The following is a 22,108-nucleotide window of genomic DNA, read 5'->3' on the forward strand; positions in this document are numbered from 1 at the left end:
CACCAAATTTACCCCTTAACCCCCATGAAATCCTCCGCGCGATTGTTTCTCCTGCTCGTCCTGCTCACTGGCTCCCTGCTTCAAGCGGAAACCAAAAAGCCCGTTTCGCTCACCTCCGCCCTGCTACCGTTTGTCGACAAGAACGAACTCGCGGGCGCGGTCATGCTGGTCGCCAACAAGAGCAGGATCATCACCATCGAAACCGTCGGCAGGGCAGACATTGCCGCCGACCGGCCCATGGCGAAAGACGACTTGTTCTGGATCGCCTCCATGACCAAACCCATGACCGCCGCCGCGTTCATGATGCTCGTCGACGAAGGTAAGGTAAAGCTGGGCGATCGTGTCACCAAACACCTTCCAGAGTTTCGTGAACAAATGGTTATCGCGAAAAAAGACGACGATCAAATCTTGCTCAAAAAACCCAAACAACCCATCCTCATCCGCCATCTCCTCAATCACACCAGCGGTCTCCCCTTCACCTCTGCCCTGGAAATTCCCACCCTCGACATGCTGCGCCTCGAAACCGCCGTGCGCAGCTACGCCGCCGCCCCGCTGCTCAGCGAACCCGGCACCACCTACCTCTACAGCAACGAAGGCATCAACACCCTCGGCCGCATCATCGAGATCATCTCCGGCATGTCCTATCAAGAGTTCATGCAGAAACGCCTGCTCGAGCCCCTTTCCATGAAAGACACCACCTTCTTCCCCAGCGAAGAACAACTCAAACGCCTCGTCAAAACCTACAAACCCAAACCCGGCAGCAAATCCGCGCTCGAAGAAACCCGCACCGGTTATCTGCGGTTTCCGCTCAGCGATCCCGCCCGCCAGCCCATGCCTGGCGGCGGCCTCTTCTCCACCGCCGAAGATGTCGCGCACTTCTGCCAAATGATCCTCAACAACGGCACTTTCCGAGGCCAGCGGCTCCTCAGCGAAGAAAGCGTCAGCCAGATGATCACCCGCCAAACCCCCGAAACCCTCAAGGAAAGCTACGGTTATGGCTTCACCGTCAGCGACCACGGCGTCGGCCATGGCGGTGCCCTCTCGACCAACATGACCATCATCCCCTCCATGAACTTCATCTCCATCTACCTCGTCCAGCATGAAGGCTTTCCGGGCCAGGGCAAAACCGCCGGAGGCGCTTTCATCAGCACCGCCCTCAATCTCTACGGCCCCTTGCGACCGTAGTCCGCCGATTTCCCCCGCCAAATCACCCACGCCAGAGTTTTCCTGTATGGAAACCTCCCGTTCCACAGTATCTCTGCGGTGACGGCGACTCTTTCCCAGCCACCCCGACTCTCCTCATGAGCTCCTCCAATCCCATCAAACGCCTGTTCTTCTGGCTCTCCTCCGCAGGCACCGAGACCCTCGACCAGTGCCCCGACTGGGAACAACGCAAATACGTCGCCTTTGGAGCCACCGTCCTCGTCCCCTCCGTTTTCGCCTTCATCGCCTGCGCCTACGCCCTCTCCACCCTCACCGAAAACCCCGGCGTCATCTACCCCGTCGCCGCCGTCTGGGCCTTCATCATTCTCACCATCGACCGCGCCCTGCTCGCCTCCTACCGACCCTACCTCGGTTTCTTCCGCAAAATGAGCCAGTTCACCCTGCGCTTCGTCGTCGCCATGCTCATGGGCCTCACCATCGCCCACCCGCTCGTCCTTCTTCTCTTCAGTGACACGATCCACACCGTCATTGAAAAAGAGCGGGAAGTCGAAATGGCCGAGGTTCGCTCCCGATTTGACGTCGAAAAAACCAAAGCCCGCACCGAACTCGCCTCCATCGAACAAGGCATCGCCGGCCAGCGCGAACTCTGGGACAAAACCTTCCAGGCCGAATTCGTCGTCAAACAGGAAGTCACAGACGACGCCCCCATTGCTGGCCTGACCCCTGAGCAAAACACCGAGCTCAAAGCCGCCATCGAGGAATCCACCGCCCCCGTTCGCGCCCGCCTCACTGCCAACGCCAATCAAGCCGCCGAACTCACCCCCGCTTATACCAAAATCCAGGGTGAACTCGCCAGCTGGCAGGCCGAATTTGAACGCGAAGTCAACGGTCAGCGCTCCGGCATCGTCGGACTCGGCCCGCGCGCCAAGTCCATCCAGGAAGACCAGCTCGCCTGGCGTCGCGAAGAAACCCGCCGCCTCGGCGCTCTCCTCGAACACCTCAGCAGTGAAAAAAGCAGTCTCGAAACCCAAAGCCGTCAGGCCGAACAGGCTGCCATTGCCACCTTTGAAGGCAAGCTCGCCAGCCTCGCTGCCAAACAGCAGGCCGAAGAAGCCCGCGTGACCGCCCTTCGCCAAAAAGTCGAATCCGACCAGGCCTCCCAGTTCGCCGATCAGCAGTCCCAGCTTCGCGGCACCATCAAACAACAAATCGACGCCCGCCTCACCGAACTCGAGCGTATGCAAGGCGAACTCGCCAGCGTCGCCAACGAAGAAGCCGAACGCCTCGCCGCCCTCAAAGCCGAACCCCGCCGCGACATCCTCACCCAAACCCTTGCCCTCCACGGCCTTTTTGGTGCTGGCAGCGAAGGTGGCCAGTTCGCCTTCTACACCTACCTCATTCTCACCCTGCTTTTCATGCTGGTCGACACCATCCCCCTCATCGTCAAATTCTTCTGCCGCCCAGGCCCGTATGACACGCTTCTCGACCGCGACGAAGTCCGCTTCTCCTCCGAACACCAATCCTTCCTCAAAAGCAACGCCCGCTACATGGACCAGCTCACCGCCGGCAACCTTGTCGCCGTGACCCGCAACAAACCCCTCGAACACGCCCTCGTCGACGGTGTCGAACACACCCGCGCCGCCCGCGAATTCCTTGATTCCATCATCGAACTCGAAAAATCCTTCCACGAAAAACTCCGCCTCGAAGAACTCGCCGCCCAAGAAGCCGCCCCCGAAAAACAGGCCATCCTCGAAGCCATCAAAAAGCAGTTTTATGATGACATGCAACTTCGCATGACCCAGTTCTTCTCCCAAAACCACCGCTCCGCCGACTTCCGCGCGTAGCGCAGATCCCCCCACTAAAAAACCTCTCCCGACCAAAGCCAGGAGAGGTTTCCAAATCAATCAAGACCACTCACTTACTTCATCCAACCCTCGCGATAAGCCGCGCGTTTGATGAACTTGTTGGCCGACTCCACATTGGTCACCTTGCCAGCGTCCTTGTCCCAAACAATCGTCTCACCGGAACGGATCGCCAGGTTGCCCAGCAACACGAACTCGGTCAGCGGGCAGCTGTAATCGAAGTTCGAGCTCGGCGTGCCACCATTGACGATGCAATGCGCCCACTCACCCTGCGGGTTGTTCGGCTTCGGACTGCGAGCCTCGGTTTTTTTGATCTTGCCATCGCGCATCGCGATTTTCGTTTCCGTAAACTTCGCGTCAGGATAAACCGCCGGGCTTGCGCAATACGCTTCGCCTTCATAAACCAAAGCATCCGTGCCTTGGAAAATCATCCCGCTCGACGCCTTCGCCCAGCCTTCATCGGTCATGGCCGACATCATCTCAGGCTTTTCAGGCTTGTTCGGTTTGCCATCTTTCGAACCATCCTGCCAGCTCACCACCAAAGGCTCTGGATTGTTCGGACCCACCGCAAAGTGATACTTCAACGATGCCCAGGTAGGCGCGCAAAGATCCGTCGTCTCACCGGACACCACTTCAATTTTCGTGGGAATCGCCTGACCAAGAATGCTGAACGTCGCATCCATGATGTGGCAACCCATGTCGCCCAACGCACCGGAACCGAACTGCCACCAACCACGCCAGTTGAACGGATGAACCTTGTTGCCCCACTTGGTGCTCTGACCCTCAGGAATTTCGAACTCGAAATAAGGCTCCATTGCCTCCTGCGCCAGCCACAAATCCCAATCCAATTCCGACGGCACTTCAGCCGCCAACTTTTTCAGCGGCCCTTGTGGCCAGATGGGACGGTTGGTCCACAAATTGATCGACTTCAACGTGCCAATCGCACCCTGCTCGATCCATTCCTTGGCAAGACGCTGACCTTCCATCGTCCGCCCCTGGTTGCCCATCTGCGTAACCACACCAGCTGCTTTCGCGGCCTTGTGCAATTCGCGCACTTCCCAGATGTAGTTACAAAGCGGCTTCTGCACACAGATATGTTTGCCGTAACCGAGAGCCCACATCGCTGCAGGGAAATGGGTGTGGTCAGGAGTGCTGATGATCACGCCATCAATTTCCTTGTGATTCTCATCCAGCATCTTGCGGAAGTCCTGATACAGCTTCGGAGCCGTCGCAGGAGCGGTCAGACCAGCATCCACAAAAGTCTTCGCATGACGTGCGGCAGCCTGTTCGAGCCGACCCTTGTCCACGTCGCAAAGCGCCACCACATTGTGATCCAGCGCAATGGCCTGGGTATCCGACTGTCCTTTGCCAAACGCACCGATAATGGCCAGATTGAGCTTTTTGCCGGCCGTATTTTGACCGTGCAGCAGGAGGTTGGGGAAACTGAATGCACCCCCCGCGACCGCAGCGGAAGAGGTGAGGAAACGACGGCGATTAAAGGATGTTTTGGCCATATTTGAGTTGGTATTGTGAATTGGAAAACGTGCGGCGCAAAGCCCAGCGTGGGCTAAAAGGCTAGGTGATTCAAACGTGCATGGCGATCTCTTTTTACGGGTGGTTCGGGAAAATTTCTTATTTCGCACGCAAAATTCCCCGGCCTCATCTTCACCGTCATAAAATTCGTGCCTGAAACCTGTATCGGGGGTTCAAATTTTCCAACAAGGTCACCCATCTGTTGTCTAAATCACTAAGCGCCAACCAAATCAGACCTCTGTTTTGGAACCAACGGTGCAGACAGAAAACACAACCAACCAACTGAAGAACCATGCAAATTCATTTAGACCCAAGGAACTTCCGGTTTACCACTCCCATCCGCCAGTATGTCTCGCAGAAAATGGAGTCTCTCGGCGATCTCGCCGACATTTTAGCCGCCCACGTGGTGCTCTCCCACAACCCGTCCGAGAATCCGGAAAAGCAATACACCATCAAAGCCCACCTCGCCGTTCCGGGTCCCGACATTCACGCCAAACAAACCGGCGGAGATGTCTACAGCACCCTCAACAAAGTCAGCAGCCAGCTGGCCCGCCAGCTGCGCAAACGCCATACCGCACTGATCGACAAACGCCGCCAAAAAGTGCAGCGCACCGTCGAACAAGAAAAACGTCTCGGCGCATAATACTTCCGAATCAAGACTCAAACACCACCCCGTGCAAGCCACCCTTGCCCGGGTTTTTTATTGCCCATGGAGCGCCGATGTGTCATCGGCTAAGAAATCCCATCGGACCACCGACGTTCCGTCGATCTCGAGTCATCACTCGATCACTTCACCCCTTCGACACCCGTCTCAGCCACCTTCTCCTTCGGCTTGAACGTGCTCTGCACATACAAATCCCTCAACTGCTTGAAGTCCACCGACCCCGGACTCATCGTCATCAACTCCTGACCCCGGTTGTTCTTCGGAAACGCAATCACCTCACGGATGCTGTCCTCGCCAGCCGCCAGCATGATGATCCGATCCAACCCGAGCGCCAGTCCACCATGCGGCGGCGCGCCATATTGAAACGCTTCCAAAATGTGGCCAAACATTTCGTGCTGCTCCTCACCCGTCACCCCCAGCACCTCAAACATTTTCGCCTGCAAATCACTCTCGTGAATTCGCAATGACCCCCCACCCAGCTCAGTGCCGTTCAACACCACGTCATACGCCACCGCCCGCACCTTCGCATACTCCCCAGCCTCAAGCAGCGGAATATCTTCCGCCTTCGGACGCGTGAACGGATGATGCACCGCGTTCCACTTGCCGTCTTCTTCACTGTAACCCAGCAACGGAAAATCAATCACCCACAAGAAGTTCAACTTCTCCGTGTCTTTCGTGATCCCCTGCATGTCCGCAATCTCAAGGCGCACCCGACCCAAAATCGTCGACGTGCTCTCCCACTCACCGGCCACAAAAAACACGATGTCACCTTCCTCGATCGCCATCTTCGCCACCAAACCCGCCTTCTCTTCCTCGGTGAAGAACTTCCACAACGGCGACTTGTATTCGCCGTTCTCGCACTTGATGAACGCCAGCGTCTTCACCGGCAACCCGGCCTGAATGGCAATCTCGTTCAAGCGGTTCATCTGTCCGGTCGTCAGACACGCAAACCCCTTCGCGTTGATCGCACGCACCACGCCGCCCTTGTCAAAAGTGCCACGGAAAATCTTGAACTCTGTCTTCGCGAACACATCGCCCAAATCCACGATTTCATTCCCAAAACGCGTGTCCGGCTTGTCGCTGCCAAACCGATCCATCGCCTCTTTCCAAGTCATGCGCAAAAACGGCGTGGGGATGTCCACCCCGCGACCCGCCTTGAACATCGACGCCACCAATCCCTCGACCAGCGCATAAATGTCCTCCTCCGTCACAAACGAAGCTTCGATGTCCACCTGCGTAAACTCCGGCTGACGATCCGCCCGCAAATCTTCATCGCGGAAACAACGCGCAATTTGAAAATACTTCTCCAAACCGGCCACCATCAACAGCTGCTTGTATTGCTGCGGCGCCTGCGGCAACGCGTAAAATTTCCCCGGGTTCAACCGCGCCGGCACCAAAAAGTCCCGCGCGCCCTCAGGCGTCGACTTCGACAAAATCGGCGTCTCCACCTCCACAAACCCCGCCTCGTCCAGATAATCCCGCGTGGCCTTCACAATGCGATGCCGCGTGCGCAGGTTCTTGTTCATGCGCGGACGACGCAAATCCAGATAGCGATACTTCAAGCGCAAATCCTCGTTGCTCAGCTCCGTGTCCAACTGAAATGGCAGCACCGCCGCCTTGTTCAGCACCTCGGCTACCTGCGCCACGATCTCGATCGCGCCCGTCGCCAGCTTTTCATTCGCCGTGCCCTCAAGCCGCTGCACCACTTTGCCCGAAACGCGCAACACATCTTCATCCCGCAGCTTGTGGCTCAACGCCGCCGCCTCAGGACTCTCCTCCGAACGGAACACCACCTGCGTAATCCCTTCACGGTCACGCAAATCCACAAAAATCACCCCACCCTGGTCACGCACCGTGTTGATCCAGCCCGTGAGCGTGACGGTTTCCCCGATATGATCCGGGCGAAGTTCGTTGCAATGGTGGGTGCGGTAGACGTTGGCGATCATGACAAAGGAGGGCGAAAAAAGCGGGCGGTGAGATGCCCCAGAACTGGCTCTTGCGCAAGTGCCATTATGGCAATGCCCGAGCAAAGTAGAAGGGCCGTCCCGGCCCTTGCTGTTCCATCAGCCAAGGCTCGGGACGAGCCTACTACCTTCCCTGCCCCCGGAAAATCATCCCGAACATCCCCACTTCCGCATTTCAGACCAACCCGAGCCTCCTCACTGTCGACCTAATGTCAGCTCAAACCCCAGCCCCTCTCACACTCAACTTGAGGAATCCACGCTCCGTCCTCACATCTCCTTCCCCACCTGAGAATCAGCCCCTTCTCACACTCAAACACCACTTGAATTTCAACCCGCCCGTATTACGATTCACCCATCGATATGAGCACCGTTACCGTATCTCCAAAATTCCAAGTCGTCATCCCACAAGCGATACGAGAAGCATTACATATTACCGCAGGCGAAAAAATGCGAGTATTAAGCTTCCAGAACCGCATTGAGTTCATTCCTTTGCGACCCATTAAGGAGATGAGAGGGTTTCTACGCGGCATGGACACTCACATTGAACGCGAAGAAGATCGTCTGTGACTTCTATGAACGTCGTCGATTCCTCCGCATGGCTTGAATACTTCATCGACTCCGAGAAAGCTTCTTTATTCGCACCTGCGATTGAGGACACGGATTCACTCATTGTGCCAGTCGTCGTGCTTTACAAAGTGTTCAAGAAAGTCCTGCGCATACGAGGAGAAAATGAGGCCCTACAGGTGGCAGCCATCATGCAAGACTCGATGATCGTAGATCTGGATAGCTTACTCGCTCTCGAAGCTGCCAAACATCAACTCCCCTTCGCAGAAAGCATCATCTACGCGACAACCTTGCGTTACAAAGCAACTCTTTGGACCCAAGATGCCCATTTCCAGCATCTTCCAGAAGTGAACTATTTCCCCGCTTGAGCTGCTTCGACCCCTACCCGCATCACCCCTTCTCAAAAACCACCCGTCCCTCCACCAGCTTCGCCTCCACCACATCCCCGTCGACGAACTTGCCATCCAGCAAGTCCAGCGACAAAGGATCCAGCACCAGCTTCTGAATCGCCCGCTTCAACGGACGCGCCCCATACACCGGATCATACCCCTCATCCGCAATCTTGCGCACCGCCTCATCCGAGAAGTTCAAGGTCACATTCAGCTTCCTCAGCCGCTCGACCACCCGCTCAATCTGGATCTTCACAATCTCATCCAGATTGCTCGCATCCAGCCGGTCAAAGATGATCACCTCATCAATCCGGTTCAAAAACTCCGGCCGGAAAAACTGCTTCAGCGACTCCCGCACCAACGCCTCACGCTGTTCCGCATTCTCCTCACCCATGATGAACTGACTGCCAATGTTGCTCGTCATGATGATCACCGTATTGCGGAAATCCACCGTCCGCCCCTGACCATCCGTGATCCGACCATCATCCAACACCTGCAAGAGCGTGTTGAACACATCCGGATGCGCCTTCTCCACCTCGTCAAACAACACCACACTATACGGCTTGCGACGCACCGCCTCCGTCAACTGCCCGCCCTCCTCATACCCCACATACCCCGGAGGCGCTCCCAAAAGCCGCGCCACCGCATGTTTCTCCATGTATTCGCTCATGTCGATGCGCGTCATCGCATTCTCATCATCAAACAAAAACTCCGCCAGCGCCTTGCTCAGCTCCGTCTTGCCAACGCCCGTCGGACCAAGAAACAAAAAGCTCCCAATCGGCCGGTTTTCATCCTGCAAGCCCGCCCGGGCACGCCTCACCGCATTCGACACCGCACGGATCGCACTCTTCTGCCCGATCACCCGGTTCGCCAAACGATCCTCCATCTGCGTCAGCTTCGACCGCTCCCCCTCCTTCAACCTCGACACCGGAATCCCCGTCCAGGTCGCCACCACCTTCGCAATGTCATCCTCCGTCACCTCCTCACGCAGCAACTGCGACGACGTCAAACTCGCCGACTGCTCCGCCAACTGCTTCTCCAATTCCGGAATCAACCCATACTGAATCTCCCCCGCCCGACCAAAATCCCCACGCCGTTGCGCCTGCTCCTGCTCCGTGCGCAGACGATCAATGTCCTCCTTCACCTTGCGACTCGCCGCCACACTCTCCTTCTCCTTCAACCACTGCGCCTTCAACCCATCGCCCTTCTCACGCAAATCCGCGATCTCCTTCTCGAGCCGCTCCAACCGCGCCAAACTCGCCGCATCCTTTTCCTTCTTGAGCACCTGACGCTCCATCTCGTTCTGCATCACCTGACGCTCAATCACATCAATCTCCGTCGGCATCGAATCCAACTCAATCTTGAGCCGGCTCGCCGCTTCATCCATCAAATCCACCGCCTTGTCCGGCAGAAACCGGTCGCTGATATACCGATGACTCAACGTCGCCGCCGCCACAATCGCCGAATCCTGAATGCGCACGCCATGATGCACTTCATACCGCTCCTTCAGCCCCCGCAAAATGGCGACCGTATCCTCCACACTTGGCTCATCCACCGTCACCGGCTGAAACCGACGCTCCAACGCCGCATCCTTCTCAATATACTTCCGATATTCATCCAACGTCGTCGCCCCTACACAACGCAGCTCCCCCCGCGCCAACTGCGGTTTCAGCAAATTGCTCGCATCCACCGCCCCCTCGCTCGCCCCCGCCCCCACAATCGTGTGCAGCTCATCAATAAACAAAATGATCTCCCCCTCACTCGAAGTCACCTCCTTCAAAAACGCCTTCAGTCGCTCCTCAAACTCCCCACGGAACTTCGCCCCCGCCAGCATCCCGCCCAGGTCCATGCTCACCCCCCGCTTGTTCTTAAAAGAACCCGGCACACCCCCCGCCACAATTCGGCGCGCGAGACCTTCGACAATCGCCGTCTTGCCCACTCCAGGCTCCCCGATCAACACCGGATTGTTTTTGCTCCGTCGACTCAGCACCTGCATCACGCGACGAATCTCCTCATCGCGACCAATCACCGGATCAATCTTCCCACGCCGTGCCCGCGCCGTCAGATCCGTCCCATACTTCTCCAGCGTTTGATATTTCCCCTCCGGATCCTGATCCGTCACCCGCTGCGCCCCACGCACCTCCGTTAACGCCTTACGCAACGCCACCTCCGTTACCCCCGCCTGCTTCAAAGTCCCTTCCACATCCGTGCGCGTCTTCGGCAGCGCCAGCAACACATGCTCCACACTTAAATATTCATCCTTCAACCCCTTCTGCTCCTTCTCCGCATTCGCGATCAATTCCCGCAAATCACTCGAAAGATAAGCCTGCCCACTCCCACCCGAAACCTTCGGCTGCCGTTCCAGCAACCCCTCCACCCCCGCCTTCAGACCCGCCACCGCAATCCCCGCCTTCTCCAAAAGCGGAACCGTCAACCCATCCTCCTGCTCCAAAAACCCCAACACCAAATGCGAAGGTTTGATTTCCGGATGCCCAAATCGAGCAGCAATGCCCTGAGCCGAGGCCAAAGCCTCTTGAAGTTTGCGAGTAAAGCGTTCGGGATTCATAAGGAAAAAAAGATAATGTATTTTTCTGGTGCTGCATCAAATCGGTGCATTAACTGAGCCTAACACAATTTGTTCACAATTCTGCTCATAATGAGTAAATTACATCGATAATTTCAATTTTAAGGTCCCTTGATTTATGCCATAATGCCTCAACTGGCGCATTAAAGCATTATTCGAAAGCGCCTTTATGTCACACTTGGCTCAGATAGACTTCTCATCGCGACAATTGCCAAATTCCAGAGGGTGGATGGGGCTTGTGAATTTTTCCTGGGCTGTATAGGATGATCACGTCCCGGACACTGACTTCAAACACTTTTAAGTCCCATTGTGATCCCGATAACGAAAGAAAAAATCAATTCGGGCCTGCCAGCGATCGGCTGCGCAATCCTTGTGTTTGTTTTCATGACTCCTTTTATAGGGCTCATTCTGAAAATGCGAGCACAAGCCCGGGAGGCTGAAAATGCTTGTGCTGAATTTCAGCGCATCGTCGACGCGAACGAACTGAGATCCTGGGTTTTTACTCAGCTAAAAAAGAATCCACAGGGAGTGGAGAGCACAACAACTAGGAATGAGTGGCCTTCCAACTTCCCACGATTTGATGCAGACTGCCCTTATGTCTATCTTTACCCCATGGGGCAAAGTCCTGATGAGCCGATGAGTGCCTCCCTCGCCTGGAGCTTTGGGCTTTACTCACTGATAGTGTCGGTTTTCCTAAACCCAGACGGAACTGCTGCTGATGTGGATCGGCAATCATCGTGGGCCAAGGGGATCACCTTCTATATTATTGGCAAATAGAGGATCGGGTCGAATTGGTAATTGAAGGTCCATGCCTCGATTCAAGCCGAGGGTGCCACGGTGGCGATTGAGGGGATAGATCGTCAAGACTCGCAAAAGCGGCCAGATCGGTTTTTCTTCGCTTACGTAGTCCACTCTTCATATGTTGCTAATGAATGGAGCCGAGGGCCGGATTCGAACCGGCGACCCGCTCATTACGAATGAGCTGCTCTACCCCTGAGCTACATCGGCGCGGCAATACAAAATGCCTAAGAGAAACAATCTATAAAACCAAATCCCCCTTTGTCACTCAGTTTTTACAACTTCCCAAAAAGCCTCCCCTCTGGTTTATCCCTTAGCCTTTAGCCTTTAGCCTTTCGATCACACCCACTTCAACCGCGTCAGGTCCTGAGTATCCACCAGCCCCACCGGCACCCCCACCTCGTTCACCACCACCAGCTCATCAACCCGACGCTGCTCCAACAATGCCAGCACTTCCGTCGCCAGGCGATCTTCCCGAATCGTCAACGGCTGCCTCGTCATGTAGGCCTCTACCGCCTTCCCTGCAATCATCGGCTCCATCTGAAACGCCCGGACAAAATCCCCGTGCGTAAAAATCCCCACCAAACGCCCCACTTCATCCACCACTACCGCCGCCCCTGCCCGCGCTTTGGTGATCACCTCCAGCGCCAGCCCCACCGTGTCCCCCGGCCCCACCAACGCCAGCGCATCGCCCGACCGCATCACATCACTCACCCGCGTCAACAACGCACGGCCAATCGCCCCATTTGGATGATACTTCGCAAAATCATCGGCCTGGAACCCCCGCACCTCCAGCAACACCATCGCCAAGGCATCACACAACACCAGCATCGTTGTCGTGCTCGAAGTCGGCGCCAGGCCCAAGGGACAGGCCTCCCGTTCCACCTGCACATCCAAAACCACATCCGCATGCTGCGCCAAAACACTTTGCGCATTGCCCGTGATCCCAATGATCTTCACATTCAACCGCCTCAAATGCGGCAGCAAATCCACCAATTCCCGCGTCCCGCCGCTGTAGCTCATCAACACCACCACATCCCCTTCATCCACCATCCCCAGATCCCCATGCAACGCATCCTGCGCATTCAGAATCACCGAAGTCGCCCCCGTGCTGTTCAACGTCGCCGCAAACTTCCGCGCAATGCTGCCATTTTTGCCCACCCCGCACACCACAATTTTCCGCGTTACTAACAGCGCATCCCTCAACAAATCCACCGCCTGCTCAAAACTGCCACTCTCCCCAATACGCGCCCCCAGCCGATTCAACTCAGCCATCTCAATCTCAATCACACGCCGCGCCAGTTCAGAATAATTCACAGTCAAAAAAGTTAAAATCCAAACCCCACCACACACCACCCCCAACTCAAATCAAATAGAAACTATCCGTGTTCATCTGTGTCCATCTGTGGTTTAAAAATTCAGAACAACCACAGATGGACACCGATAAACACCGATTCCCCAACCCAAAAAAAGCTGCAAATTTCCCTACTCAAAAACATTCGTGTCGATTCGTGTCCATTCGTGGTTAAAAATCCCACCCGCTGTCTACTGCCACTTCCCACCGCATTAGCCCTTATCTTTTAGCCTTTAGCCCTTAGCCTTTCCTTGCCTCCCTCCGTCGCCAGCTACGTCGTGGACTTTCTCAAACCCGAGATGCTCCACATCTACCGCCAGATCGCTGGCCAAAAGAACGTCACCCCCTGGGTCCTCACCCACAAACGCGAAAACGCCGAATACTTCCCCTTCCCCGAAAAACGCCTCGTCGTCTTTCCCAAAACCCGCCTGCGATGGTGGCGCCGACTCGTCCACAAGCACTTCATCGCCGCCCCCTGGCAAATCTACCGCTGGGAACTCCATCACCTTCTCCTTACCCTCGTCCGCACCGACGCCAAACTCCTGCACATTTACTTCGGCCACATGGCCCTGCACCTCCTCCCCCTAATAAAAACCTTTCCGAAACCCGTCGTCGTCTCCTACCACGGTGCCGACGCCGGCATCGACACCCACAAACCCGCCCGCCTCGCCGCCATGCGCGAAGTCTTCCGCTTCGCCACCCAGATCCAGGCGCGCTCCAACAGCCTCGCCAACGACCTCATCGCCCTCGGCTGTCCTCCCGAAAAAATCCACATCCAACGCACCGGCATCCCCCTGAACGAATGGCACTTCAAACCCCGCACCCCTCCCGATGACGGAGCCTGGCAGCTCATCCAAACCTGCCGACTCATCCCCAAAAAAGGCCTCGACCTCACCCTCAACGCCTTCGCGCAAATCAAACAAACCTACCCGAAAGCCACCCTCACCATCGCCGGTGAAGGCCCCCTCCTTGCCGAACTCCAACAGCTCGCCCAAACCCTCAACATCGCCGACTCCGTCCACTTCACCGGCTTCCTTCAACAAGAGCCCCTCCGCCAACTCGTCCAAAGCGCCCACCTCTTCCTCCACCCCAGTCGCACCGGCACCGACGGCAATCGCGAAGGCGTTCCCAACTCCATGCTCGAAGCCATGGCCAGCGGCTGCCCCGTCATCGCCACCCACCACGGCGGCATCCCCGAAGCCATCACCCACAACCACAGCGGCCTCCTCATCGAAGAAAACGATCAAGCCGCCCTCACCCAATCCATCCAAACCCTCCTCTCCAACCCCACCCAATCCCAAACCCTCGCCCTAAACGCCCGCCAGACCATCGAAACCACCTTCAACCGCGACCAAAACCTCGCCACCCTCGAACAAACCTACCTGCAATTGATTAAAGGTTGAGATGCGCCCCGCTCCTGTTTTAAATGACCATTGACCAAATCCCAATGACCAAGGGCATGCCCAACCACCCAAACGCCTTTCAAGCCATCCTTTAACCTTTGGACTTTCCTTGGACATTGGTCATTGACCATTGGTCATTCCTCCCCTTCCCCTCCTCCCCATGTTCATCCACGACGACTTCCTCCTCACCACCAAAGCCGCCCGCCGCCTTTACCATGAGTTCGCCGAAAACGAACCCATCTACGACTACCACACCCACCTCCCCATCGACGAAATCGCCAGCAACACGTCGTATGAAACCATCGGCCACCTGTGGCTTGGTGGCGACCACTACAAATGGCGGGCCATGCGCGCCAACGGCATCCCCGAATCCCACATCACCGGCAACGCCCCCTGGAAAGACAAATTCACCGCCTGGGCCAAAACCATCCCCCACACCCTGCGCAACCCCCTCTACCACTGGACCGCCCTCGAACTGAAACGCTTCTTCGGCATCGACGAACTCCTCAACGAATCCAATGCCGCCAAAATCTGGGACCAGTGCAACGAACAACTCGCCACCTCCGACTTCAGCTGCCGCAGCCTCCTCACCCGCTCCAACGTCCGCCTCGTCTGCTCCACCGACGATCCCACCGACACCCTCGAAGCTCATCAAGCGGTTGCCAAAATTGACGGCTTCACCACCAAAGCGTATCCCACCTTCCGGCCCGACGCCGGCATGAAACTCGAAGACCCCGCCGCCTGGAACACCTGGACCGACAAACTTTCCAACATCACCGGCCAGCCCTGTGACAATCTTGAGTCCTTCCTCGCCGCCATCCGTCAGCGTCACGACTTCTTTCATGACAATGGCGGACGCCTCTCCGACCACGGCCTCACCGCCATGGACACCGAAACCGCCACAGACGACGAAGCCGCCACCATCTTCAGCAAAGCCCGCCACCTCGACACCCTCAGCCAGTCCGACATCACCCGCTTCCGCAGCTATATCATGTTGTTCTTCGGCCAGCTCGACGCCGAAAAAGGCTGGACCAAACAGCTCCACCTCGGAGCCCTGCGCAACACCAACACCCGCCTCTTCAACCAGCTCGGACGCGACATCGGCTGCGACTCCCCCGACGACGTCGCCCATGCCGCCGGATTGAAATTCTACCTCGACACCCTCGAACAACGCGGCCACCTCCCCAAGATTGTCCTCTACAACCTCAACCCCAAGGACAACTACATCTTCGCCTCCATCATCGGCAACTATCAAGGCAATGAAAACGGCATCGCCGGTCGCCTTCAATACGGCTCCGGCTGGTGGTTCCTCGACACCCTTGAAGGCATGGAATGGCAGATCAACGCCCTCAGTTCCGTCGGCCTCCTCAGCCACTTCGTCGGCATGCTCACCGACTCGCGCAGCTACCTCTCCCCTCCAAGGCACGAATACTTCCGCCGCATCCTTTGCAACCTCCTCGGCAAGGACATGGACAACGGCCTCCTCCCCGACGACTTCGAACTTGTCGGCAACATGGTCAAGCGCATCTCCTACGGCAACGCCCACACCTACTTCGGCATGGACGTCTGATCACGGTCCCCTCGGACCACCGACGTTTCGTCGGTCACCATTCCCCATGCCCATCCACAGGGCCCTTCCCAACGCCTTTCCGATCGGCAAGGTGCAAAATCCACCCCAAGTCGTGGACCGTCTCACCAATACCCAGAAACCTCTCCCAAACCTATGAAACGATCTCGCGATAAACCGAAAATGTTCATCGAATACGCATCGTAATTCTCCAGGCGAAAATTTATAAAGGCTTGAAACGCTATGGAAAAAGCCTACAACGTCGATCTACTTCCAGAGAAACTCGCTCAGCTAACCAATCTCATCAGAGAAGGTGAAAGCTCAGCCGCCGAAGAACTGGGAAGCTCTGGCAGTTCCAACGCCGTCGATGCCCTAACACTTGCATTGACAAGCAAAAGCTGGAATCTGCGCGACAAAGCACTCACAGGCATCCGCGCAGCCATAAAGAAACACAGGGCAACGCCCAAATTTATGGAGGCTTTGGCAGATCCTATCGCGGCCATACTAAAGCATCCGTTCACGATAAAGAAAAGAGACCAGCCCCAGGATGCCCAATTCGCATGCCAGAAAGCCATCCAAATCCTTCCTCAGATAGATGGAGAAAAAGCAATCTCGCTGCTCAATGATCCAAAGATCTTGCGCTTGACCAATCCAGACTTAACCGAGGTCCTAAAGGCCCTCAATGTTCTTCCGGGTGCCGTCAGGATTGACATCAACGACTGGCTAAAAACCATTCGTCCAGCTGCCGTCTCCGATACCTATCCCTACCCAAATATTTATAGCGAACTGCTGTGCTCGCTCGCTCATCATAACCATCCATCCCTTCAAGAACACACAAGAGACGTTGAAAAGAATTTCCCCTATTACAGCGACGCACAGGTAGGTGCTGCTGAAGCAAAGTGCATTGTCCGAGGCCTTCCGCACGACTTTGTCTCCCGGATCATCGAGATCCACTACGAACTCCCTTGGGATCGCCTCTCCAAACCCGTCCAAAATCTGGCTGTTGCCATCGAACTGGATGCCTACACTTACTCGGGCATCGAGCAATACATCTTACAGGGCGGCCACCGTGTCGAATTCGCCATCGAAACCCTTCAAATAATGGGCAAGCACACACTGCTCTGGAAACTTCAGCAATGCATTGAACTCTTCGGCCCCGCCGGGATTCCAATCGACTTCAAAGAACGCGCAGACCGCATGGACGAAAATGATGGATTCATCTTTTCCTCCATCATGGATATGCAATATCAAGAAAACCTCAAGAGCCGAGATCTAAAAGTTCTCTATTACAATTTTGCCGCCCAACACGCCGAAGAAATCCTTCTTTGCCTGAAGGAAGCAACCTCTGCTGTAAAGTAGCCTCTCGGAATTCTACCTGTCAAGGACACCCCATCCTTGCCCACCTCCCAACCCCCGTCTAGTTTCCGCAACTCAACCATGTCCTCACCACGCATTCTCGTCACCGGCGGCGCCGGCTTCATCGGCTCCGCCCTCATCTGGGCTCTCAACCAGCAAGGTCACGAAAACATCCTCGTCACCGACTCCCTTGGCACCGACGAAAAATGGAAGAACCTCGTCGCCCTCAAATTTGCCGACTACCTCGACGCCAGCGACCTCCTCGAACTCGTCATCAACGATCCGGAAGGCCTCGGCAAATTCGACTTCATTTACCATCTCGGTGCCAACTCCGCCACCACCGAGCGCGACGCGCATCACCTGATGAAGAACAATTTCGAATACACCAAAATCCTCGCCCACTGGGCGCTCGATACCGGTGCCCGCTTTGTCTACGCCTCCTCCGCCGCCACCTACGGCGACGGTGCCCATGGCATGGATGACAAAATTGCCGACATCACCAATCTCCGGCCACTCAACATGTATGGCTACTCCAAACACCTCTTCGACCTCTACGCCCAGCGCGCCGGGATCGACAAAGACATCGTCGGACTGAAATACTTCAACGTCTACGGCCCCAACGAAAACCACAAAGGCGACATGCGCTCCGTCGTCAACAAAGCCTTCGATCAAATCCGCGACCACGGCAAAGTCCAGCTCTTCAAAAGTCATCATCCCGACTACAAGGACGGCGAACAAATGCGCGACTTTCTCTACGTCAAAGACGCCGTCGCCATGACCCTCTTTCTCGGCAACAACCCCGACGCCGGCGGACTCTACAACCTCGGCTCCGGCAAAGCCCACACCTGGCTGCAACTCGTCAACGCCATCTTCGAAGCCCTCAACCTCCCCCCCAACATCGAGTTCATCGACATGCCCGCCACCTTGCAGGCCAAGTATCAGTATTACACTTGCGCCGACATCAACAAACTCCAGTCCGCTGGCTACAACGGCACCACCTATGTGCTCACCGAAGCCGTGCGCGACTACGTCCAAAACTACCTCGCCCCCAACAAACTCCTCGGCGATTAGTCCTTTCCTTGCTCATGTCCAGACTGATCCTCCCCTTCATCCTGTGGTTCATCAGCCTGGCCATCTCTCAAGCTGCCATCACTTCATCATTGGACGAAGCGAAAGCCCGCTTCGCCAAAGCTGATCGCGAACTCAACGCCACCTGGGCCAAAGCCAAATCCCGGCTCGCTGAATCCACCTTCAACGACCTCAAACAGATCCAGCGCGATTGGGTCATCTTTCGTGATCAACAAGCCGAAGTCGCTGCCGGCGAAGACACCAACCCAAAAACCAACGCAACTTCCCTCATCGCCGCCGCAGAGTTGACCGAAGAACGCACCAAATGGTTGCAAAGCCTCCTCAAAAACGAAGGCAACACTCTCGCCGGATTCTGGATCGACGGCAAAGGCGGCACTCTCTCCATCGTCGAAAAACCCGATCAACTCCTCTTCGAATTCAACGTCGTTCGCGGCGAATCCTTCGACCTCGGTGCCCTTTCCGGCATCGCCCGATGGAACTCTCCCATCGGCTGGTTCAGCGACCAAGGACGCGACGCCGACAAGCCCGACGAGACCAGCATCGCCTTCATCCACCGTGGCCTGTATCTTGAAATCATCACCGCCAACGCCGACCATTACCACGGCAACCGCGCCCATTTTGACGGACGTTATTTCAAAGCAACCGCCCTCTCCCCTGAAGCCCAAGCCGTCACAAGTAAAGCCGCCGAAACCGGAAAGCCCTCCATCGAGTAACCAACGCTCCCTGGAGCCACGGCATTCAACCCGGCCAAATTCGCCGACCTCCCCTGCGTTCCTTCCGATGTAAAAATCGACATCGGCACCGCGTTTCCTCAATCCCACATGAAACGCCTCGCCCTGCTCAGCCTCCTTCTCCTGCTGCTCCTCACCCACCGACTCCCCGGGCAGGAAAAAATCCACGACCTCCTTGTTTACGGAGGCACCCCCGCAGGCATCGCCGCCGCCTGCTCCGCTGCCGCTGAAGGCCGCACCGTCCTCCTCGTCGAGCCCTATTCTTTCGTCGGCGGCATGGTCACCAACGGACTCACCCACGCTGACTTCCGCTCCCTCCCCTCCCTCACCGGCTTCTGGTGGGACTTCAACCAACGCATCAAAAAACACTACGCTGACACTTACGGCCCCGACTCCCCCCAGGCCAAAGCCACCTTCGAAGGCAACTTCGCCGAGCCAAAAGTCAATCAGCTCGTCTTCGAGCAAATGCTCGCCGAACACCCCACCATCACCGTCCTCACCCGCCACACCCTCAGCGGCCTCGCCAGCACGCGCTCGCTCCCCTCCCGCATCCTCTCCGCCACCTTCCACCCCAGCGGTCAACCCGCCGAAACCGAATCCAACACACAAACCTTCCGCGCCAAAACCTACATCGACGCCACCTACGAAGGCGACCTCATGGCCAAAGCAGCCGTCAAATACATCGTCGGACGCGAAGATCAGGCCACCTACAACGAACCCGTTGCCAAGGACGTTCCCGAAGGCGGCGACTTCCTCGTCCAAGGTTACAACTACCGATGGGCCGTTACCAACCAACCCAACAACATCGCCCCCACACCCAAACCCGCAGGCTACAACCGCGAAGATTTCCTCCCCCTCCTCGACCTCTTCGCCAGCGGCAAACTCACCCACGTCTTCGGCATCCAGCACGCCAATGGACTCGAAATCCCCAAAGACCTCGTCGCCGTCACCAGCAAAGCCATCTACAAACTCCAACCCCCACTCCTCCCCAATTCCAAAGCCGACATCAACGACATGTCACGCGGCATCGTCCGCCTCTCCATGCCCGACATCAACGACGACTACCCCGAGGCCGACGAAACCAAACGCCAGCGCATCATCGACCGACACACCCGTTACCAGGTCGGCATGCTCTACTTCCTCCAGAACGACGACGCCGTCCCAGCCAACATCCGCGCCGACGCCCGCTCATGGGGCCTTTGCAAAGACGAATGGCCCAACCACCAGCACCTCCCCGAACAACTCTACATCCGCGAAGCCCGCCGCATGATCGGCCAGCATGTCTTCACCCAAAACGACACCCGCCTCACCGCCGACGACGTGCGCATCACTCTCATCAAAGACAGCATCGCCATCGGCGACTACTCCCACAACTGCCACGGCAGCGGCCGCACCGGCACCCGCTTCGACGGACAACACTTCGGCGAATTCTACGTCCCCAACGCGCCCTTCCAAGTCGCCTACGGCACCATCGTCCCCAACGAAGTCACCAACCTCCTCGTCCCCGTCGCCGTCAGCGCGAGTCATGTCGGGTTCGGGGCCCTCCGACTCGAACCCGTCTGGACCGCCATGGGCCAGGCCGCCGGACTCGCCGTCCACCTCGCCCTAAAATCCGAAACCCCCAACCTTCAGGAAGTCGACGTCCCCCAACTCCAAAAACTCCTCCATCATCACCGCGCTGCCACCATCTACGTCGGCGATGTCCCACCCGACCATCCCGACTTCATCTCCGTGCAAACCCTCGGCATGCTTGGCGGCCTCCACAGTCTCCACAAACCCGCCGACGGCAAACATGCCGAATGGCCCCGCTGGTTCGGTCAATACGCCCACCCCATGCCCTTGCACGACGTTCAACTCAGCCTACCCATCGACACCGCGCTCCTCCCTCGCTGGATCGCCCTCGCCAAAACCCACAACAACCCCGAAGCCCAATTCGATCTCACCGCCGACACCAAAACCACCCGCGCCCAAGTCATCCGCGCTCTCTTCCCCTCCAAACACAATCGCCCCCCAACTCACAAAGAGACAAAAAACTGATAACCCCATCCCCACTTCACCAGTCGCCCGATTTTAGACGACCGGACAAGCCAGGCCACCATCACCCTACCATCGCAAACAACTCCTCAAGCACCTGCTTGGTAAGCTTGATCCCCTCTTCCTCGGGGTGCTTGTCGCCTTCATACTCGATCCCCACATAACCCGAGTATCCCGCGCCCACCACAATCTTGATCAACCTCTCAAAATCCAGCGTCAACTCACGCCCTTCACGACGGTCTTCCGTGTAAAACTTGCCCGCGCCGGTATCCCAATCAAACGCCTTCGCGCTCATGGAGCCCCTTACCCACGGCATGAACTCACGCAATCCCAGATAAGGATTGTAAAGTTCGCCCTTCGCCCGATCGGTATAAAAATTGCCAAAGTCAGGCAAAATCCCCACCCGCGCATGATCCGCGAGTTTCATCACCTCCGTCAGCCACTTGCCGTTTGACGACAACCCACCGTGGTTTTCCACCACCACAAACAACCCGCGCTTGTCACCCTCGACGCACAGCCGGTGCAACCCATCCGCCGCCAGCTTTGCCTGTTCCTCCCAGGTCAGCTTCGGATTGCTCGCCGCATTCACCCGGATGCTGTGACATCCCAAAAACTTCGCCGCATCCAGCCACTTCAAATGGTTCTCCACGGTCTGCTGGCGCTTCGCCTCATCCGGTTCTCCAAGATTCCCCTCGCGGTCCACCATGATCAGCAAGCTCTTCACGCCTTCGCCATCCGCCCGCGTCTTCATCTCCTTCAAATAATCCGCCCCCGCTGTCTTGTCGTCAAAACACTGGCTCACATATTCCACCGCATCGATCCCCATCGACTTCGCCGTTTTAGCAAAATCCAAATGATCCAACGGCTCCGCTCCCGCCTTCTTAAAAATGCGTTTATTCAGCGACCACTCCGCCAAAGACAACTTCAGCCCCGCCTTTTTCTCCTGAGCCAGCAACCCCGCCCCTCCAGGTAAAAGACTGGAAGCCGCCGTGGCAGCAAAGGCTTTAAGAAACGAACGACGATTGGATTCAATGGATGGCATGCCCCACAAC

General features: G+C 56.7%; 17 protein-coding genes and 1 tRNA gene. 12 read left to right on the forward strand and 6 right to left on the reverse strand.

Annotation, left to right across the window (positions count from 1 at the left end; translation table 11 throughout):
* Positions 1-24 precede the first annotated feature (24 nt).
* Together FEM03_RS11615 and FEM03_RS11620 are read left to right on the forward strand one after the other, a co-directional pair.
* A complete protein-coding gene (locus FEM03_RS11615) occupies positions 25-1,185 on the forward strand; it encodes a serine hydrolase domain-containing protein (protein ID WP_138086437.1) in 1,161 nt (386 codons plus the stop codon).
* Between the two features lie 116 nt (positions 1,186-1,301).
* Positions 1,302-3,008 carry a DUF4407 domain-containing protein gene (locus FEM03_RS11620; protein ID WP_138086438.1) on the forward strand — a complete coding sequence of 569 codons (1,707 nt, stop codon included), beginning with the start codon at positions 1,302-1,304 and terminating at the stop codon, positions 3,006-3,008.
* 74 nt (positions 3,009-3,082) lie between these two features.
* On the opposite strand, the gene FEM03_RS11625 is transcribed toward FEM03_RS11620, so the two are convergent.
* Complete coding sequence (locus FEM03_RS11625; protein WP_138086439.1) at positions 3,083-4,540, reverse strand: Gfo/Idh/MocA family protein; 1,458 nt, start codon at positions 4,538-4,540, stop codon at positions 3,083-3,085.
* A gap of 311 nt (positions 4,541-4,851) precedes the next feature.
* Here FEM03_RS11625 and hpf point away from each other — a divergent pair, with 311 nt between their 5' ends.
* Positions 4,852-5,202 carry a ribosome hibernation-promoting factor, HPF/YfiA family gene (gene hpf / locus FEM03_RS11630; RefSeq protein ID WP_138086440.1) on the forward strand — a complete coding sequence of 117 codons (351 nt, stop codon included), beginning with the start codon at positions 4,852-4,854 and terminating at the stop codon, positions 5,200-5,202.
* A 143-nt stretch (positions 5,203-5,345) separates the two neighbouring features.
* On the opposite strand, the gene aspS is transcribed toward hpf, so the two are convergent.
* Entirely contained in the window at positions 5,346-7,169 is a 1,824-nt protein-coding gene (gene aspS / locus FEM03_RS11635) for an aspartate--tRNA ligase (protein WP_138086441.1), read from the reverse strand.
* Positions 7,170-7,547: 378 nt separating this feature from the next.
* Here aspS and FEM03_RS11640 point away from each other — a divergent pair, with 378 nt between their 5' ends.
* Together FEM03_RS11640 and FEM03_RS11645 are read left to right on the forward strand one after the other, a co-directional pair.
* Complete coding sequence (locus FEM03_RS11640) at positions 7,548-7,754, forward strand: AbrB/MazE/SpoVT family DNA-binding domain-containing protein (RefSeq protein WP_138086442.1); 207 nt, start codon at positions 7,548-7,550, stop codon at positions 7,752-7,754.
* Positions 7,755-7,759: 5 nt separating this feature from the next.
* Positions 7,760-8,119, forward strand: a complete 360-nt coding sequence (locus FEM03_RS11645) for a type II toxin-antitoxin system VapC family toxin (protein ID WP_138086443.1) — start codon at positions 7,760-7,762, stop codon at positions 8,117-8,119.
* Between the two features lie 22 nt (positions 8,120-8,141).
* Here FEM03_RS11645 and clpB read toward each other — a convergent pair whose 3' ends face one another.
* A complete protein-coding gene (gene clpB / locus FEM03_RS11650; protein WP_138086444.1) occupies positions 8,142-10,706 on the reverse strand; it encodes an ATP-dependent chaperone ClpB in 2,565 nt (854 codons plus the stop codon).
* 327 nt (positions 10,707-11,033) lie between these two features.
* Between clpB and FEM03_RS11655 the strand changes: the two genes are divergently transcribed.
* Positions 11,034-11,501, forward strand: a complete 468-nt coding sequence (locus FEM03_RS11655) for a hypothetical protein (protein ID WP_138086445.1) — start codon at positions 11,034-11,036, stop codon at positions 11,499-11,501.
* Between the two features lie 156 nt (positions 11,502-11,657).
* On the opposite strand, the gene FEM03_RS11660 is transcribed toward FEM03_RS11655, so the two are convergent.
* Positions 11,658-11,732: transfer RNA gene (locus FEM03_RS11660), tRNA-Thr, on the reverse strand.
* Between the two features lie 129 nt (positions 11,733-11,861).
* Complete coding sequence (locus tag FEM03_RS11665; RefSeq protein ID WP_166442803.1) at positions 11,862-12,839, reverse strand: KpsF/GutQ family sugar-phosphate isomerase; 978 nt, start codon at positions 12,837-12,839, stop codon at positions 11,862-11,864.
* Positions 12,840-13,127: 288 nt separating this feature from the next.
* Between FEM03_RS11665 and FEM03_RS11670 the strand changes: the two genes are divergently transcribed.
* From FEM03_RS11670 to FEM03_RS11695, 6 genes are all read left to right on the forward strand, one after another.
* A complete protein-coding gene (locus FEM03_RS11670) occupies positions 13,128-14,279 on the forward strand; it encodes a glycosyltransferase (protein ID WP_138086446.1) in 1,152 nt (383 codons plus the stop codon).
* A 160-nt stretch (positions 14,280-14,439) separates the two neighbouring features.
* Positions 14,440-15,849: a glucuronate isomerase gene (gene uxaC / locus FEM03_RS11675; RefSeq protein WP_138086447.1), complete on the forward strand. Its 1,410-nt coding sequence runs from the start codon at positions 14,440-14,442 to the stop codon at positions 15,847-15,849.
* Between the two features lie 240 nt (positions 15,850-16,089).
* Entirely contained in the window at positions 16,090-17,205 is a 1,116-nt protein-coding gene (locus tag FEM03_RS11680) for a HEAT repeat domain-containing protein (RefSeq protein WP_138086448.1), read from the forward strand.
* Positions 17,206-17,283: 78 nt separating this feature from the next.
* On the forward strand, positions 17,284-18,273 hold the full coding sequence (gene rfaD / locus FEM03_RS11685) for an ADP-glyceromanno-heptose 6-epimerase (protein ID WP_138086449.1): 990 nt from the start codon (positions 17,284-17,286) through the stop codon (positions 18,271-18,273).
* Between the two features lie 14 nt (positions 18,274-18,287).
* Positions 18,288-19,004, forward strand: a complete 717-nt coding sequence (locus FEM03_RS11690) for a lysozyme inhibitor LprI family protein (RefSeq protein ID WP_138086450.1) — start codon at positions 18,288-18,290, stop codon at positions 19,002-19,004.
* A 108-nt stretch (positions 19,005-19,112) separates the two neighbouring features.
* Positions 19,113-21,059, forward strand: a complete 1,947-nt coding sequence (locus FEM03_RS11695; RefSeq protein WP_138086451.1) for an FAD-dependent oxidoreductase — start codon at positions 19,113-19,115, stop codon at positions 21,057-21,059.
* Positions 21,060-21,120: 61 nt separating this feature from the next.
* Here FEM03_RS11695 and FEM03_RS11700 read toward each other — a convergent pair whose 3' ends face one another.
* Positions 21,121-22,098 (reverse strand): TIM barrel protein, encoded by a 978-nt coding sequence (locus FEM03_RS11700; protein WP_138086452.1) that lies wholly within the window; start codon positions 22,096-22,098, stop codon positions 21,121-21,123.
* Positions 22,099-22,108 lie beyond the last annotated feature (10 nt).

The organism is Phragmitibacter flavus (genome assembly GCF_005780165.1).
Classification (GTDB): domain Bacteria; phylum Verrucomicrobiota; class Verrucomicrobiia; order Verrucomicrobiales; family Verrucomicrobiaceae; genus Phragmitibacter; species Phragmitibacter flavus.